This is a genomic window from Kosakonia sp. 1610, from assembly GCF_050435845.1.
Taxonomy (GTDB): Bacteria; Pseudomonadota; Gammaproteobacteria; order Enterobacterales; family Enterobacteriaceae; genus Kosakonia; species Kosakonia cowanii.
On record NZ_JBNDKZ010000001.1, the window covers coordinates 1,024,150 to 1,040,493 of the forward strand.

A 16,344-nucleotide genomic window follows, 5' to 3' on the forward strand; every position below is an offset into this window, starting at 1 on the left:
TAGCCCAGGAACCCCGTTAACGTCGTGATGCGCTGCTCCTTTACCTCTCCACTTCTCTCCCTTCTTGCCTTTTTAGTGGCGGGAGGCGATGCCCATGCGCTGCAGAGCAAATATGTGCAGCAGGCGGAAAACCCGTTCGATAACAATGGCGACGGCCTGCCGGATCTCAGCATGGCACCGGAGACGGATGCGCAGGAGAAACACTTTGCCGAGGTGGCGAAAGCGTTTGGTGAAGCGAGCATGACCGATAGCGATCTCAGCGCCGGTCAGCAGGCGCGCCAGTTCGCCTTTGGGCAGTTGCGCGATGTGGTGAGCGGCGAGGTCAATCATCAGGTGGAGTCCTGGCTTTCGCCGTGGGGCAATGCCACTGTCGATCTGAAAGTGGATAACGAAGGGCAGTTTAACGGTAGCCACGGCGACTGGTTTGTACCGTTACAGGACAATAACCGCTATCTGAGCTGGAGCCAGCTGGGCCTTACGCAGCAGGATAGCGGGCTAACCGGGAACGTGGGTCTCGGACAGCGCTGGGTTGCAGGCGACTGGCTGCTTGGCTACAACACTTTTTACGACACGCAACTGGAAGAGAATACTGGCCGCGCCGGGTTTGGAGCGGAAGCGTGGGGCGAATACCTGCGTCTGTCGGCCAACTACTACCAGCCGGTGAGCCACTGGCGCTATGACACGGCGACGCAGCAGCAGCGCATGGCGCGCGGCTATGATGTCACCGCACAGGCGCGGCTACCGTTCTACCAGTACGTCAACACCAGCGTCAGCGTTGAGCAGTACTTTGGCGACAATGTTGATCTGTTTGACAGCGGCACCGGCTATCATAACCCGGTTGCCGTCAAGCTGGGGGTGAACTACACCCCGGTGCCGCTGGTGACCATCACCGCTGAGCATCGACAGGGGGAGAGCGGGGTAAGCCAGAACGATCTGGGATTAAAACTCAACTACCGCTTTGGCGTGCCGCTGCATAAGCAACTCTCTCCCTCTGAAGTTGCTGTTAGCCGCTCCCTGCGCGGTAGCCGCTACGATAGCCCGACGCGCAACAATCTGCCGGTGTTTGAGTATCGCCAGCGCAAAACCCTCTCCGTCTTCCTGGCAACGCCGCCCTGGGATCTACAGCCGGGGGAAACGGTGGCGCTTAAGCTGCAAATTCACAGTACGCACGGTATTCGCAGCCTGACCTGGCAGGGTGATACCCAGGCGCTGAGCCTGACGCCGCCGGTGAATGCGCGCAGCGGCGATGGCTGGACGTTGATTATGCCGCGCTGGGACAGCAGCGAAGGGGCGAGCAACAGCTGGACGCTGTCGGTGCTGGTGGAGGATGAGAAGGGGCAGAAAGTGGAGTCCAACACCATTGTGCTGAAACTGACCGAGCCGGTGATCCCACCGGCAACGGAAGGCGGTACGGACTGGTCGCTGCCAGCCGCGCCGTGATCAGAAAACCCGCTCCTGGTGTACCCAGACCGCCGCTTCGACGCGGGATTTAAGCTTCATCTTTTTCAGCATATGTTTGACGTGCACTTTCACCGTGCTCTCGGTGATATCCAGGCGGCGGGCAATCATCTTGTTTGGCAGCCCCTGGGCGATCAGTTTCAGGATATCGCGCTCGCGCGGCGTTAACTGGGAGATATCGCGATCGGTGGTCGCGCGGTTAGCGCGCAGGCTGGCCGCCAGCACCGGGGTCAGCGCTTCGCTCAGCACCATTTCCCCAGCCGCCGCCTGCTGCAACGCCTTCAGCAAATCTTCCGGTTCCATATCTTTCAGCAGGTAGCCATCGGCGCCGCGCTTCAGAGCGGTGACCACATCCTCTTCATGATTAGAGACGCTGAACACCACAATCCGCCCGGAGAGGGTTTTCTCCCGCAGCTTGTCGAGGGTTTCCAGCCCGTTCATGCCCGGCATATTGAGATCGAGCAGGATCAGGTCCGGGTCCAGCGACTCCGCCAGTTCAATGCCTTGCTCGCCGTTGCTGGCCTCGCCAACGACGGAGATGTCGCGGGCCATGCTAATTAACTGCTTCACACCGGTACGCAGCATCGGATGGTCGTCGATCAGCAGGATAGTTGCCGGATCCTGATTACTCATGGTTATCTCCTTGCATGGATGAGAGAAACGTTTCGGGTATAAACGTCACGACAACGTCAGTCCCCCCGGAGGCTCCGGGACGCACCTGGCAGTCGCCGCGCAGGCTTTGCGCGCGGTCACGCATAATAATTAATCCGTAGTGGTTGGTCCGTTCCGCATTGTCCGGGATCCCGCACCCGTTATCGCTGATGCGCAATACCACCCGGTTTTCCTGTTGCTGCACGGCGACGCTGACCGCGGTTGCGCCGGAGTGTTTTAACGCGTTGCTCAGCGCCTCGCGGGCGATCTGCAACAGATGAATGGCCTGATGCGCCGGGACAACGCGCGGTGGAAGCTGGTAATCAAGCCGCACGTCGAAGCCAAAATGGGCGCTGTACTCCTGGCAGCTGGACTCCAGCGCCGGGCGCAAACCCGGCTCGGTGAGCTGTAAGCGGAAAGTGGTCAGCAGCTCGCGCAGCTGCGCCCATGAGGTATTGAGTTCGTTGCGGATCTGGCTCAGCAACTGGCGGCTGTTCTCGGGGATCTCGTCGCCCTGCATCTGCAAACAGCTGACCTGCATCTTCATACAGGAGAGGGACTGGGCGATGGAGTCATGCAGTTCGCGGGCAATGGTCGCGCGCTCCTCCATCACCATTAATTGCTGCTGACGATCCTGATGGCGATCCAGCGCCAGCGTGGCGGTAAGCTGTTCAACCAGAGTATCAACAAGCTGCTGCTGATCGTGGCTTAAATGGCGGCCCGGCGGCAGCTTCGCCAGCAGCAGGCCGTACTGCATATGAGCATCCGCCAGCCGCCATTTGAGCGTCGAGCCAATGCCGGTCGATTCAATCAGCTTGCCGTCGCGCGGGCAGAGGTGGCAGCCTTTGATATCGCAGCTGGCCGTCGACTGGCAGGTAAACTCCTGGTGGTTTTCTTCATCTTCCAGGTCGTAAACACGCAGTTCAATATCGTGCAGCAGGGTCAGATTCTGTAAGCCGTTGAGCACCGGCGACAGGCGCTCGCACATCGGAATGCGTGAGTGCAGGCGGTGGTTGGCCTGCCATAAGAAGGAGAGGATTTCGTTTTTCTGCTCAAGCCCGGCGGTTTTCTCCTGTACGCGCCGCTCAAGCACCGCGTAACTTTCGCCCAGCTCCGCAGACATATTGTTCAGCGCCTCGCCAAGCGTTGCCATCTCGTTGCCGCCGCTGATATGGGCGCGCTGGGTAAAATCACGCTGGCTGACGGCGCGCGCCATATGCAGCAGCTGCTGCCACGGACGGAGCAGACGCGCCCGCAGCCACACGAGCGCAATCAGGATCAGCAAGCCCATCAGGATCGCCATCACCCGGTGCAGCACCACCACTTCGGCGATGCGGTGCTCGGTATTGCTGTCGAAAGCGGAGACCAGTTTATCGATGCGCCCAACGAAGACGGCGATGATCTCCGCGACCTGCGCCGGCTGCCGGGCATCTTTGATCGCCGGGATCACCACGTTGTGCCAGTAGGTTTGCAAATCAGCAAGCTGTGCCTGCTGGCCATCGCGTTTCGCCGCCAGCGCCAGTTCCGGGCTGAAAGCGGTGTGCTCCATCTCATCTAACAGATATTGCTCATCTTCCTGCAGCGGGATGGCCGACATCAGCCGGTAGCTCTGCATACGCAGCGAGCCCGCTTTGTTGATGGCGTGCGCGCTGCCCTGAACGCCCTGCACCAGCCAGCCGGAGACCGCCATACCGGTCACGCCAATCAGCGTGGATAGCAGCATCAGTACGGCCAGTTGGCTGACCAGCGACATCGGTGAAAAGAGGCGTTTAAGCATGGGGAAATGAGACTCCTTGGCCGCGAAAGGTGCGGGTGGCGTTATTGTCAGCTATCGCCTGGAGTATACCCATACCCACAAAGAGTTACTCCTTTATTGCCAGCGGGGTGACATTCGGAGGGGCAAACGACCCGGCAGCGGTCAGCGCTGTGAAAAACCACACCTTTTTTGAAGGTAAATGCTACTCATAAATGAGCATGATGTTTTTTTGCGCTTTATTACGCCAGCTTTTCCTTTGATTTATATCAACTTAACGCGCGCCACAGAAATTAATGTGGCAGGCATCAAACTGCACATCAGAGGTGTCTATGCATCAAACATCCGTTCCGGATTCGCGTTCGTCATCACGGGTTATTACCGAGTGGCGTCCCGAAGATCCGGCATTTTGGCAGCAGCAGGGGCAGCAGATTGCCAGCCGCAATCTGTGGATCTCCGTGCCCTGCCTGCTTTTAGCGTTCTGCGTCTGGATGCTGTTTAGCGCAGTGGCGGTGAATCTACCCAAAGTGGGCTTTCAGTTCACCACAGACCAGCTGTTTATGCTGACGGCGCTACCGTCGGTCTCCGGCGCGCTGCTGCGCGTACCGTACTCCTTTATGGTACCGGTGTTTGGCGGTCGTCGCTGGACGGCATTCAGCACCGGCATTCTGATTATTCCCTGCGTCTGGCTCGGTTTTGCGGTGCAGGATACCTCCACACCATTCAGCACATTTATCATTATCTCCCTGCTGTGCGGTTTTGCCGGGGCGAACTTTGCCTCCAGCATGGCGAACATCAGCTTCTTCTTCCCGAAAGAGAAGCAGGGCGGGGCGCTTGGCATCAATGGCGGCTTCGGCAACCTTGGCGTCAGCGTGATGCAGCTGATTGCGCCGCTGGCGGTCTCCTTCTCCATCTTTGCTGCCTTTGGCGGCGGTGGCGTAACCCAGCCTGATGGCACCATGCTCTACCTGCAAAACGCAGCGTGGATCTGGGTACCGTTCCTGGCGGTGTTTACCCTCGCGGCGTGGTTCGGGATGAACGAACTGGCGACCTCGAAAGCCTCCCTCAGCGCGCAATTGCCGGTGCTTAAGCGCTCGCATCTGTGGATCATGAGTTTCCTCTACCTGGCGACCTTCGGCTCGTTTATCGGCTTCTCTGCCGGCTTTGCGATGCTGTCAAAAACCCAGTTCCCGGAGGTGCAGATCCTGCACTTTGCCTTCTTCGGGCCGCTGGTTGGTGCACTGGCACGTTCCGCAGGCGGCGCGATTTCCGACCGTCTTGGCGGAACGCGCGTGACGCTGGTTAACTTTGTGGTGATGGCGATCTTCAGCGCCTTGCTGTTCCTGACGCTGCCCTCGAACGGCGAGGGCGGCAACTTCACTGCCTTCTTCTGCGTCTTCCTGGTGCTGTTCCTCACTGCCGGGCTGGGCAGCGGCTCCACCTTCCAGATGATCTCCGTTATCTTCCGTAAGATGACCATGGAGCGGGTGAAGAAAGCGGGTGGTAGCGAGAGCGACGCGATGCGTGAAGCCGCGACGGAAACGGCGGCCGCACTGGGCTTTATCTCGGCGATTGGCGCGATTGGCGGCTTCTTTATCCCGAAAGCGTTTGGTACCTCACTGGCGCTGACCGGCTCACCGGCGGGCGCGATGAAAGTGTTTCTCGTGTTCTATATCGCCTGTGTGGTAATCACCTGGGCGATATACGGGCGTAAAAAACAATAATAAAGGTAGTGTGTTGATTATCATTGCGCGGCTTCGGTCGCGCATTTTTTTGCCCTCTATATAGTTACAACATACTTATGGCCATACTGCGCCTGCTTCGGCCAGCACTGTGACCGCTATCGCATCGCAGCGGCGTCTACCCCTTAATACCTGGATACCGGGATAAATCTGAATAATTCAGTAACTAAATATAATATATTTATGTGAATCAACTAGTTACGTAAAAATCATCGATAACTCTTTGGGAGTACTCCGTTGCTGGCGCATAAATGGCGCGCTATGGCGGCTTGATCATCATCAATTCTCTTTGTCTTTGCGGGGGTTACCTTCGCGGCAAATGCAGCAATGTCGATTTAGCCAGAGAGCCGTACAGGCTCCAACAGGAGAACCCCCGATGAGTAAATTCCTGGACCGGTTTCGCTACTTTAAACAGAAAGGCGAAACCTTTGCCGATGGGCACGGCCAGCTCGTAAACACCAACCGGGACTGGGAGGATGGATACCGCAGCCGCTGGCAGCACGACAAAATCGTGCGCTCTACCCATGGCGTAAACTGCACCGGCTCGTGCAGCTGGCAGATTTTCGTCAAGAATGGCCTGGTCACCTGGGAAACCCAGCAAACGGACTACCCGCGTACCCGTCCTGATATGCCGAACCACGAACCACGCGGCTGTCCGCGTGGGGCGAGCTACTCCTGGTATCTTTACAGCGCCAACCGCCTGAAATACCCCCTGATGCGTAAGCGCCTGATCAAACTCTGGCGTGAAGCGAAAGCGCAGCACAGCGATCCGGTGAATGCCTGGGCTTCTATTATTGAAGACGCTGATAAAGCGAAGAGCTTTAAGCAGGCGCGCGGACGCGGTGGCTTTGTGCGCTCCTCCTGGCAGGAGGTGAATGAACTGATTGCCGCCTCTAACGTCTACACCGTGAAAACCTACGGCCCGGACCGCGTGGCAGGCTTCTCGCCGATCCCGGCGATGTCGATGGTCTCTTACGCCTCCGGCGCACGCTATCTGTCGCTGATTGGCGGCACCTGCCTGAGCTTCTACGACTGGTACTGCGACTTGCCGCCTGCTTCACCGCAGACCTGGGGCGAGCAGACCGACGTGCCGGAATCGGCCGACTGGTACAACTCCAGCTATATCCTCGCCTGGGGCTCTAACGTGCCGCAGACCCGTACCCCGGATGCGCACTTCTTTACCGAAGTTCGCTACAAAGGGACCAAAACCGTCGCCATCACTCCGGACTACGCGGAAATCGCTAAGCTGTGCGATTTGTGGCTGGCGCCGAAGCAGGGCACCGATGCGGCAATGGCACTGGCGATGGGTCACGTGATGCTGCGTGAATTCCACCTCGATAAGCCGAGCCAGTACTTTACCGATTATGTCCGTCGCTACACCGACATGCCGATGCTGGTGATGCTGGAAGAGCGTGATGGCTACTACGCCGCTGGCCGCATGCTGCGCGCCGCCGATCTGGTGGATGCACTGGGCCAGCAGAACAATCCGGAGTGGAAAACCGTCGCGCTGGATAGCGAAGGCAATATGATCGCGCCGAACGGCTCGATTGGTTTCCGCTGGGGCGAAAAAGGGAAGTGGAACCTTGAGCAGCGCGATGGCGGCAACGGCGCGGACGTTGAGCTGACCCTCAGCCTGCTGGGCAAACACGATGACGTTGCACAGGTTGGCTTCCCCTATTTTGGCGGTGACAACACCGAGCACTTCCAGGGTGTCACGCTGGATAACATCCTGCTGCATAAACTGCCAGTCAAACGTCTGCAACTGGCGGATGGCAGCAGCGCGCTGGTAACCACCGTTTATGACCTGAACATGGCCAACTACGGTCTGGATCGCGGCCTGGGTGATGAAAACTGCGCCAGCCGTTATGACGAAATCAAAGCCTATACGCCGGCCTGGGCAGAGAAAGTGACCGGTGTACCGCAGGCGCAGATTATTCGCGTTGCCCGCGAGTTTGCCGAGAACGCTGATAAAACCCACGGTCGTTCGATGATCATCGTCGGTGCCGGGATGAACCACTGGTATCACCTCGATATGAACTATCGCGGGCTGATTAACATGCTGGTCTTCTGCGGCTGCGTTGGTCAGAGCGGCGGCGGCTGGGCGCACTATGTCGGCCAGGAAAAACTGCGTCCGCAGACCGGCTGGCAGCCGCTGGCCTTTGCCCTCGACTGGCAGCGTCCGGCGCGCCATATGAACAGCACCTCCTACTTCTATAACCACTCCAGCCAGTGGCGTTATGAAACGGTGACGGCGCAAGAGTTCCTCTCGCCGATGGCGGACAAATCCCGCTACAGCGGTCATCTGATTGATTTTAACGTCCGCGCCGAGCGTATGGGCTGGCTGCCTTCTGCGCCGCAGTTGGGTACTAACCCACTGCGTATTGCCGCCGAAGCGGAAAAAGCCGGGATGTCAGCGGTGGATTACACCGTTAAGTCTCTGAAAGAGGGTTCGCTGCGCTTTGCCGCCGAACAGCCGGAAAACGGTAAAAACCATCCGCGTAACCTCTTTATCTGGCGCTCCAACCTGCTTGGCTCCTCCGGGAAAGGGCATGAGTACATGCTGAAATATCTGCTCGGCACCGAGCACGGTATCCAGGGCCAGGATCTGGGCAAACAGGGCGGCGTGAAACCGGAAGAGGTGGAGTGGCAGGATAACGGCCTCGACGGTAAACTCGACCTGGTGGTGACCCTCGACTTCCGTCTCTCCAGCACCTGTCTCTACTCTGACATCGTGCTGCCGACCGCCACCTGGTATGAGAAAGACGACATGAATACCTCGGATATGCATCCGTTTATTCATCCGCTCTCTGCCGCCGTCGACCCGGCGTGGGAATCGAAAAGCGACTGGGAAATCTATAAAGGCATCGCCAAATCTTTCTCTGCGCTCTGCGTGGGCCATTTAGGCAAAGAGACCGATGTGGTAACGCTGCCGATCCAGCATGACTCCGCCGCCGAGCTGGCACAGCCGCTGGGCGTGAAGGACTGGAAAAAAGGCGAGTGCGATCTTATTCCGGGTAAAACTGCACCGCACATTATTCCGGTGGAACGCGATTATCCGGCAACCTACGAGCGCTTTACCTCTATCGGCCCGCTGATGGAGAAAATCGGTAACGGCGGCAAAGGTATCGCGTGGAATACCCAGAGCGAAATGGATCTGCTGCGCAAGCTTAACTACGTGAAAGCGGATGGCCCGGCGAAAGGCCAGCCGATGCTTAATAGCGCCATTGATGCAGCAGAGATGATCCTCACCCTAGCCCCGGAAACCAACGGCAACGTAGCGGTGAAAGCCTGGGCGGCGCTGAGTGAATTTACCGGTCGCGACCATACGCATCTGGCGCTGAATAAAGAAGATGAGAAGATCCGCTTCCGCGATATTCAGGCACAGCCGCGCAAAATTATCTCCAGCCCGACCTGGTCTGGCCTGGAAGATGAGCATGTCTCTTACAACGCCGGTTATACCAACGTTCATGAGCTGATTCCGTGGCGTACGCTTTCTGGTCGTCAGCAGCTCTATCAGGATCACCAGTGGATGCGCGACTTTGGCGAAAGCCTGCTGGTCTACCGTCCGCCGATCAACACCCGTTCGGTAAAAGAGATGCTGGGCGTGAAAGGCAACGGCTACCCGGAAAAAGCGCTCAACTTCCTGACGCCGCACCAGAAGTGGGGGATCCACTCCACTTATAGCGACAACTTGCTGATGCTGACGCTCGGTCGCGGCGGCCCGATTGTCTGGCTGAGTGAAACCGACGCCAAAGAGATGGGCATTGCCGATAACGACTGGATCGAAGTCTTTAACAGCAACGGCGCACTCACCGCCCGTGCGGTGGTCAGCCAGCGCGTACCGTCCGGTATGACGATGATGTACCACGCCCAGGAGCGCATTGTGAACCTGCCAGGTTCGGAGATCACCGGCCAGCGCGGCGGCATTCACAACTCGGTCACGCGTATTACGCCGAAACCGACGCACATGATCGGCGGCTACGCACAGCTGGCGTACGGCTTTAACTATTACGGCACGGTCGGCTCCAACCGCGATGAGTTTGTGGTGGTACGTAAGATGAAAAACATTAACTGGTTGGATGGCGAAGGCAATGACCAGGTACAGGAGAGCGCAAAATGAAAATTCGTTCACAAGTCGGCATGGTGCTGAATCTCGATAAGTGCATCGGCTGTCATACCTGTTCAGTCACCTGTAAAAACGTCTGGACCAGCCGCGAAGGGATGGAGTACGCGTGGTTTAACAACGTCGAAACCAAACCGGGCACCGGTTTCCCGACCGACTGGGAAAACCAGGAGAAGTGGAAGGGTGGCTGGATCCGTAAAATCAACGGCAAGCTGCAGCCGCGCATGGGTGGCCGCGCGATGCTGCTGGGGAAAATCTTCGCTAACCCGCGACTGCCGGGCATCGATGACTACTACGAGCCGTTTGATTTTGACTATCAGAACCTGCATAACGCGCCGGAAAGCAAGCATCAGCCGATTGCGCGTCCGCGCTCGCTGATCACCGGCCAGCGCATGAACAAAATCAGCGCCGGCCCGAACTGGGAAGACGATCTCGGCGGCGAGTTTGAGAAGCTGAGCCGCGATCAGAACTTCGAAAATATGCAGAAGGCGATGTACGGCCAGTTCGAAAACACCTTCATGATGTATCTGCCGCGCCTGTGCGAGCACTGCCTGAACCCGGCCTGTGTCGCTACCTGCCCGAGCGGTGCCATCTATAAACGTGAAGAAGATGGCATTGTGCTGATCGATCAGGATAAATGCCGCGGCTGGCGCATGTGCGTTACCGGCTGCCCGTACAAAAAAATCTACTTCAACTGGAAGAGCGGCAAGTCTGAGAAGTGCATCTTCTGCTACCCGCGTATCGAAGCGGGCATGCCGACGGTCTGCTCTGAAACCTGCGTAGGGCGTATTCGTTACCTCGGCGTACTGCTGTATGACGCGGATGCGATTGAGAACGCGGCCAGCACCGAAAATGAGAAAGACCTCTATCAGCGTCAGCTGGATGTCTTCCTCGATCCGCACGATCCGGCGGTGATCGCTCAGGCGCTGGAAGATGGCGTACCGCAGAGCGTAATCGACGCGGCGCAGAAATCGCCGGTCTACAAAATGGCGATGGACTGGAAGCTGGCGCTGCCGCTGCACCCGGAATACCGCACGCTGCCGATGGTCTGGTATGTGCCGCCTCTGTCACCGATTCAGTCCGCTGCCGATGCGGGTGAACTGGGTAGCAACGGCATTCTGCCGGACGTCGAGAGCCTGCGTATTCCGGTGCAGTACCTGGCGAACCTGCTGACCGCCGGTGATACCCAGCCGGTGCTGCTGGCGCTGAAACGTATGCTGGCGATGCGTCACTTCAAACGTGCTGAAACCGTCGACGGCGTGATTGATACCCGTGCGCTGGAAGAGGTGGGTCTGACGGAAGCGCAGGCGCAGGAGATGTACCGCTATCTCGCCATCGCTAACTATGAAGACCGTTTTGTGGTGCCGTCCAGCCATCGTGAACTGGCGCGTGAAGCCTTCCCGGAGAAGAGCGGGTGTGGCTTTAGCTTCGGCGACGGGTGTCATGGTTCGGATAACAAATTCAACCTGTTCAACAGCCGCCGTATCGATGCGGTGAATGTGACAGTGAAAACGGAGCCGCACGCATGATTGAACTGCTGGTTATCTCCCGCCTGCTTGAGTACCCGGATGCTGCCCTGTGGCAGCATCAGCAGGAGCTGTTTGATGCGCTGGCCTCTGGCGACAATCTGTCAAAAGCGGATGCCCAGCAGGTTGGTATCTTTTTACGCGACCTGACTTCGCAGGATCTGCTCGATGCCCAGGCTACTTACAGCGAGCTGTTCGATCGTGGTCGCGCCACCTCGCTGCTGCTGTTTGAACATGTGCACGGTGAATCGCGCGATCGTGGCCAGGCGATGGTGGACCTGCTGGCGCAGTATGAGCGCCACGGGCTGCAGCTCGACAGCCGCGAGCTGCCAGACCATCTGCCGCTCTACCTGGAGTATCTGGCGCAGTTACCAGCCGCTGAAGCGATTGGCGGTTTACAGGATATCGCGCCGATCCTGGCGCTGTTGCAGGCGCGCTTACAGCAGCGTGAAAGTCACTACGCCTCGCTGTTTGATGCGCTGTTAACGCTGACGAAAACCGAGGTGGATAACGCGCAGGTGGCGGAAAAAATTGCCGGCGAAGCGCGCGACGATACGCCGCAGGCGCTGGACGCGGTATGGGAAGAGGAGCAGGTGAAGTTCTTTGCTGAACAGGGCTGTGGCGATTCTGACATTACTGCGCACCAGCGTCGTTTTGCCGGTGCCGTAGCGCCGCAATATCTGAATATCTCAACAGGAGGAGAGCGCTAATGCACTTCCTTAATATGTTCTTCTTTGACATCTATCCCTATATGGCGGGCGCAATCTTCCTGATTGGCAGCTGGCTACGGTATGACTATGGGCAGTACAGCTGGCGTGCGGGTTCGAGCCAGATGCTCGACCGTAAAGGGATGAACATTGCATCCAACCTGTTTCATTTAGGCATCCTCGGGATTTTTGCCGGTCACTTTCTTGGCATGCTGACGCCGCACTGGATGTACGAATCCTTCCTGCCGATTGAAGTGAAGCAGAAGATGGCGATGATCGGCGGCGGTGCCAGCGGCGTGCTGTGCCTGGTCGGCGGTCTGATGCTGCTGAAACGCCGTCTCTTTAACCCGCGTATTCGTGCCACGTCGACGGCGGCAGATATTCTGATCATGACCCTGCTGATGGTGCAGTGTACGCTCGGTTTGCTGACCATTCCGTTCTCCGCGCAGCATATGGACGGCAGCGAAATGATGAAGCTGGTGGCCTGGGCGCAGTCAGTGGTGACCTTCCATACCGGTGCCTCCGCGCATCTCGATGGCGTTGCCTTTATTTACCGCGTGCATCTGGTGCTCGGCATGACGTTGTTTGTGCTCTTCCCGTTCTCACGCCTGGTGCATATCTGGAGCGCGCCGGTGGAGTATTTAACGCGTAAATACCAGATTGTCCGCGCCCGTCGCTGATTACGCTGGATGGACGATGATAAACCCTGCTTCGGCAGGGTTTTTTGTTTTCGGCGCGGTGCGGTTTGCGTGCCGGATGGCGGCTGCGCCTTATCCGGCCTACGGGTTGGCACATGCAGAACCGGGCATGTTGCACGATTCAACACTGGGCGCTGGTGTGTAGGCCTGATAAGCGAAGCGCCATCGGGCAATGCCATGATGCACGATTCAACATTGGGCGCTGATTTCGTAGGCCCGATAAGCGAAGCGCCATCGGGCAATGGCATGTTGCACGATTCAACACTGGGCGCTGGTTTTGTAGGCCCGATAAGCGAAGCGCCATCGGGCAATGGCATGTTGCACGATTCAACATTGGGCGCTGGTTTGTAGGCCCGATAAGCAAAGCGCCATCGGGCAATAGAGCGGTTGCAGAACTGGTAAATATAAAAGAAGGGTAGCGGAATAAGCAGGGGGGAAGGATTACTCGTCGCTGCGCGCCTCGCCCTTCGGGTCGTTGCCTGCGGCAACGCTCTCTCGCGATGCTCGAGTCGAACCTTAGTCGAAGCTTCTCAGCCTTCCCCGAATGGAGAATATGAGTGAACAGAACATGCATAAGAGTGGGGATTTTATTTAAGAGATGGTGGTGGGGGAAGGATTACTCGTCGCTGCGCTCCTCGCCCTTCGGGTCGTTGCCTGCGGCAACGCTCTCTCGCGATGCTCGAGTCGAACCCTAGTCGAAGCTTCTCATCCTTCCCCAAATGGAGAATATGAGTGAACAGAACGCGTATAAAAGTGGGGAGTATCAGAGAGATGGTGGTGGGGGAAGGATTCGAACCTTCGAAGTCTGTGACGGCAGATTTACAGTCTGCTCCCTTTGGCCGCTCGGGAACCCCACCACGGGGTTACTACATTGTTGCGGTGTTGCAGAGGAAGGATTATTCGGAGCTGCGCTCCTCACCCTTCGGGCCGTTGCCGTTGGCAACGTTCTCTCGCTGGTGCTCGAGTCGAACCTTCTAAGTCGGTGACGGCAGATTTGCAGTCAGCTCCCTTATGATCGCTCGGGAACCCCACCACGGGGTAATTCAAATTGTGATGCAGGACGTAGATGGTGGTGGGGGAAGGATTCGAACCTTCGAAGTCGATGACGGCAGATTTACAGTCTGCTCCCTTTGGCCGCTCGGGAACCCCACCACGGGGTCACTACATTTTACTGGCCGCTTCCTTCTCGGGAAGCGCGGCGCATCATACCAAATGACGCGTCTCTGTAAAGCATTCAATCGTGAAAAATGAATCGGTTGCCTGCTTTTTACCCGTAACGCTGTAAAGCCAGGCAACCTCAAGAGTAAGTGCTTAAAGAATGATCGTCCGGTTGCCGTAAACAAAGACGCGCTGGGCCAGCACCTGATAGAGCGCGCGGCTGAGCACATTCTTCTCCACGTCGCGACCGGCGCGCATCATATCTTCAGCAGTATAGGTGTGATCGACATGAATCACGTCCTGCATGATGATCGGGCCTTCATCCAGGTTGTCATTCACGTAGTGCGCCGTAGCACCAATAATTTTCACGCCGCGCTCGTAAGCCTGGTGATAAGGGCGTGCGCCGATAAACGCCGGCAGGAAGGAGTGATGAATATTGATGATCTTATTCGGGAAGCGCGAAACAAAGTCCGGCGTCAGGACGCGCATATACTTCGCCAGCACCACGTAATCAGGCTGATGGGCTTCAATCGCTTTCACCATCAGGTTGTCATGCGCTTCGCGCGTTAAACCTTCATGGCTGACCAGCTCGAAAGGAATGTCGAAGCGTTCAACCAGCGGGCGCAGCGTTTCATGGTTGCCAATGACCGCTGCAATCTCCACATCCAGGCCGCCATAGTTGGCTTTCATCAGCAGATCGCCCAGGCAGTGCGCCTCTTTGGTCACCAGAATCACTACACGGCGACGACCCGCCGCGTTCAGCTCGCGAACAGAGCCTTCCGGCAGCGCGCTGTCGAGATCGGCCAGCAGCGTGGCATCGTTAAAAATGCCCTCAAGCTCGGTACGCATAAAGAAGCGGCCGGTACGGTGGTCGACAAATTCATTATTCTGAACAATGTTCAGCTCGTGCTTATAACAAATGTTAGTAATGCGAGCGATAAGGCCCTTCTGATCGGGGCAGATGGTGCGCAGAATTTTACGTTGTAAAGAGTGCATTGCCGGGTAAATCCTGTTGAGTGTGTTTGTTAAGGGTGATGCCGGGCTTATTGCCCGCAGCACTTTTTAAATTTTTTACCTGACCCGCAGGGGCAGGGATCGTTACGACCAAACTGTGGGCGCGTACCGTCAATGTAGTACCATTCGCCGTTTTCCTTTAAAAAACGGGAACGTTCAATAATTGCGCCATTTTTGTCATTCTCGCGAAAGCGAGCAACAAAACTGACATAACCTTCATTGTCATCGTGACCGTAAGCGTGCTCAAATAGCGTCAGTCCGAGCCAGGTTGTGGCGGCGAAACCGGCCTCAATCTGTTCCCGAAAGGTGTGTGCCGCGCAGGAGGGATGCCAGGTTTTCACCAGATAATCCGTTTGATGTAGGACAAAAGCGGTATAGCGAGAACGCATCAGGTGAGAGGGATCCGGCGCCGTGTGATGACCAGACAGATAAGGCTGGCAACATACGCTATACTCCTGAGCGCTACCGCAAGGACATGTTTGAGACAAAACAGCATTCCTGAAACAATAATAACGGCGCAGCACGCGCCAGGGTGGCAATATGTTAACTGAGCCGCCGCGTTGTGGCTACAGTAAGCCGGGGGAAGTGAAGCACGCGGAATGAGAACGGTAAAAATCGGTCTGGCGCTGGGTTCTGGCGCAGCCAGAGGTTGGTCGCATATCGGCGTCATTAATGCGTTAGAACGCGCCGGCATTACTATTGATGTCGTGGCGGGATGCTCAATCGGGTCATTAGTTGGCGCGGCATACTCCTGTGGACGTTTGTCTCTGCTGGAGAATTGGGTGCGCTCTTTCCGCTACTGGGACGTACTGCGGCTTATGGATCTCTCCTGGCGCCGCGGCGGTTTGCTGCGCGGTGAACGCGTGTTCAATCAATACCGCCAGCTCCTTCCTTTTGACGACTTTAGCCACTGCGAAAAGCGTTTTGGCGCGGTCGCAACCAATCTCAGCACCGGGCGTGAGTTATGGTTTACCGAGGGCGATCTGCACCGTGCTGTGCGCGCCTCGTGCAGTATTCCCGGTTTGATGTCGCCCGTTGCGCATAATGGCTACTGGCTGGTCGATGGCGCGGTGGTTAACCCGGTGCCGATCTCATTAACCCGTGCGCTGGGCGCTGACATCGTTATTGCCGTCGACCTGCAGCACGACGCCCATTTGATGCAGCAGGATTTGCTCTCCGTAACGCCCGCCGATAGCGAGATGGAAAAAGGCAGCGGCGAAGCACTGCACTGGCATCAGCGCCTGCGCGAGCGGCTAAGCCGCTCCACGCCGAAACGCCCGGTGACGCCGACCGCGATGGAGATCATGACCACTTCGATCCAGGTGCTGGAAAACCGCCTCAAGCGCAACCGTATGGCGGGCGATCCGCCGGATATTTTGTTGCAACCCATTTGTCCGCAAATATCCACTCTCGATTTTCATCGTGCTGATGCGGCGATTGCCGCCGGGCAGTTAGCGGTAGAAAAGAGCATGGACGAGTTACTTCCGCTGGTGCGGACTTTAGCGTGAACATAA

The 16,344-nt window shown here is 57.3% G+C and carries 11 protein-coding genes, 2 tRNA genes and 3 other RNA genes; 7 read left to right on the forward strand and 9 right to left on the reverse strand.

Annotated elements, in window-relative coordinates:
* The first annotated feature begins 27 nt into the window (after positions 1–27).
* The gene (locus tag ABIC80_RS04975) at positions 28–1,440 is read left to right on the forward strand and encodes a YchO/YchP family invasin (RefSeq protein ID WP_200580770.1); all 1,413 of its coding nucleotides are present in this window, start codon (positions 28–30) and stop codon (positions 1,438–1,440) included.
* Here the strand turns inward: ABIC80_RS04975 and narL are convergent, their stop codons facing one another.
* Together narL and narX are read right to left on the reverse strand one after the other, a co-directional pair.
* The gene (gene narL, locus ABIC80_RS04980) at positions 1,441–2,091 is read right to left on the reverse strand and encodes a two-component system response regulator NarL (RefSeq protein ID WP_429175824.1); all 651 of its coding nucleotides are present in this window, start codon (positions 2,089–2,091) and stop codon (positions 1,441–1,443) included.
* Positions 2,084–3,886, reverse strand: coding sequence for a nitrate/nitrite two-component system sensor histidine kinase NarX (gene narX / locus ABIC80_RS04985; protein ID WP_429175827.1), 1,803 nt, complete (start codon positions 3,884–3,886; stop codon positions 2,084–2,086). The genes narL and narX overlap by 8 nt, the downstream gene beginning before the upstream one ends.
* 308 nt (positions 3,887–4,194) lie before the next feature.
* Here narX and ABIC80_RS04990 point away from each other — a divergent pair, with 308 nt between their 5' ends.
* The 5 genes from ABIC80_RS04990 (at position 4,195) to narI (ending at position 12,640) form a co-directional block, all read left to right on the forward strand.
* Positions 4,195–5,586 carry a NarK family nitrate/nitrite MFS transporter gene (locus tag ABIC80_RS04990; RefSeq protein ID WP_200580766.1) on the forward strand — a complete coding sequence of 464 codons (1,392 nt, stop codon included), beginning with the start codon at positions 4,195–4,197 and terminating at the stop codon, positions 5,584–5,586.
* Between the two features lie 394 nt (positions 5,587–5,980).
* A complete protein-coding gene (locus ABIC80_RS04995) occupies positions 5,981–9,724 on the forward strand; it encodes a nitrate reductase subunit alpha (RefSeq protein ID WP_023478715.1) in 3,744 nt (1,247 codons plus the stop codon).
* On the forward strand, positions 9,721–11,256 hold the full coding sequence (narH, locus tag ABIC80_RS05000; RefSeq protein ID WP_429175830.1) for a nitrate reductase subunit beta: 1,536 nt from the start codon (positions 9,721–9,723) through the stop codon (positions 11,254–11,256). The genes ABIC80_RS04995 and narH overlap by 4 nt, the downstream gene beginning before the upstream one ends.
* Positions 11,253–11,963, forward strand: a complete 711-nt coding sequence (gene narJ, locus ABIC80_RS05005; RefSeq protein ID WP_367165526.1) for a nitrate reductase molybdenum cofactor assembly chaperone — start codon at positions 11,253–11,255, stop codon at positions 11,961–11,963. Before narH ends, narJ begins: the two co-directional genes overlap by 4 nt.
* The gene (gene narI, locus ABIC80_RS05010) at positions 11,963–12,640 is read left to right on the forward strand and encodes a respiratory nitrate reductase subunit gamma (protein ID WP_094419766.1); all 678 of its coding nucleotides are present in this window, start codon (positions 11,963–11,965) and stop codon (positions 12,638–12,640) included. Before narJ ends, narI begins: the two co-directional genes overlap by 1 nt.
* A gap of 442 nt (positions 12,641–13,082) precedes the next feature.
* On the opposite strand, the gene ABIC80_RS05015 is transcribed toward narI, so the two are convergent.
* From ABIC80_RS05015 to ABIC80_RS05045, 7 genes are all read right to left on the reverse strand, one after another.
* Positions 13,083–13,213, reverse strand: a non-coding RNA gene (locus ABIC80_RS05015) — RtT sRNA.
* 44 nt (positions 13,214–13,257) lie between these two features.
* Positions 13,258–13,388: non-coding RNA, RtT sRNA (locus tag ABIC80_RS05020), on the reverse strand.
* A gap of 42 nt (positions 13,389–13,430) precedes the next feature.
* Positions 13,431–13,515, reverse strand: a tRNA-Tyr gene (locus ABIC80_RS05025).
* A 22-nt stretch (positions 13,516–13,537) separates the two neighbouring features.
* A non-coding RNA gene (locus ABIC80_RS05030) (RtT sRNA) lies at positions 13,538–13,682 on the reverse strand.
* A 43-nt stretch (positions 13,683–13,725) separates the two neighbouring features.
* A tRNA-Tyr gene (locus ABIC80_RS05035) sits at positions 13,726–13,810 on the reverse strand.
* 159 nt (positions 13,811–13,969) lie between these two features.
* A complete protein-coding gene (gene purU / locus ABIC80_RS05040; RefSeq protein ID WP_023478636.1) occupies positions 13,970–14,812 on the reverse strand; it encodes a formyltetrahydrofolate deformylase in 843 nt (280 codons plus the stop codon).
* A gap of 47 nt (positions 14,813–14,859) precedes the next feature.
* Positions 14,860–15,318 (reverse strand): YchJ family protein, encoded by a 459-nt coding sequence (locus ABIC80_RS05045; protein ID WP_429175833.1) that lies wholly within the window; start codon positions 15,316–15,318, stop codon positions 14,860–14,862.
* A gap of 111 nt (positions 15,319–15,429) precedes the next feature.
* On the opposite strand from ABIC80_RS05045, the gene rssA reads away from it, so the two are divergent.
* A complete protein-coding gene (gene rssA / locus ABIC80_RS05050; RefSeq protein WP_429175835.1) occupies positions 15,430–16,338 on the forward strand; it encodes a patatin-like phospholipase RssA in 909 nt (302 codons plus the stop codon).
* Positions 16,339–16,344: the final 6 nt, after the last annotated feature.

Bases quoted from the DNA above. Each gene is read 5' to 3' on its own strand.
- rssA (WP_429175835.1), top strand. From the start codon at position 15,430: ATGAGAACGGTAAAAATCGGTCTGGCGCTGGGTTCTGGCGCAGCCAGA.
- narI (WP_094419766.1), top strand. From the start codon at position 11,963: ATGCACTTCCTTAATATGTTCTTCTTTGACATCTATCCCTATATGGCG.
- purU (WP_023478636.1), bottom strand. From the start codon at position 14,812: ATGCACTCTTTACAACGTAAAATTCTGCGCACCATCTGCCCCGATCAG.
- ABIC80_RS04975 (WP_200580770.1), top strand. From the start codon at position 28: ATGCGCTGCTCCTTTACCTCTCCACTTCTCTCCCTTCTTGCCTTTTTA.
- narH (WP_429175830.1), top strand. From the start codon at position 9,721: ATGAAAATTCGTTCACAAGTCGGCATGGTGCTGAATCTCGATAAGTGC.
- narL (WP_429175824.1), bottom strand. From the start codon at position 2,091: ATGAGTAATCAGGATCCGGCAACTATCCTGCTGATCGACGACCATCCG.
- narJ (WP_367165526.1), top strand. From the start codon at position 11,253: ATGATTGAACTGCTGGTTATCTCCCGCCTGCTTGAGTACCCGGATGCT.
- narX (WP_429175827.1), bottom strand. From the start codon at position 3,886: ATGCTTAAACGCCTCTTTTCACCGATGTCGCTGGTCAGCCAACTGGCC.
- ABIC80_RS04995 (WP_023478715.1), top strand. From the start codon at position 5,981: ATGAGTAAATTCCTGGACCGGTTTCGCTACTTTAAACAGAAAGGCGAA.
- ABIC80_RS04990 (WP_200580766.1), top strand. From the start codon at position 4,195: ATGCATCAAACATCCGTTCCGGATTCGCGTTCGTCATCACGGGTTATT.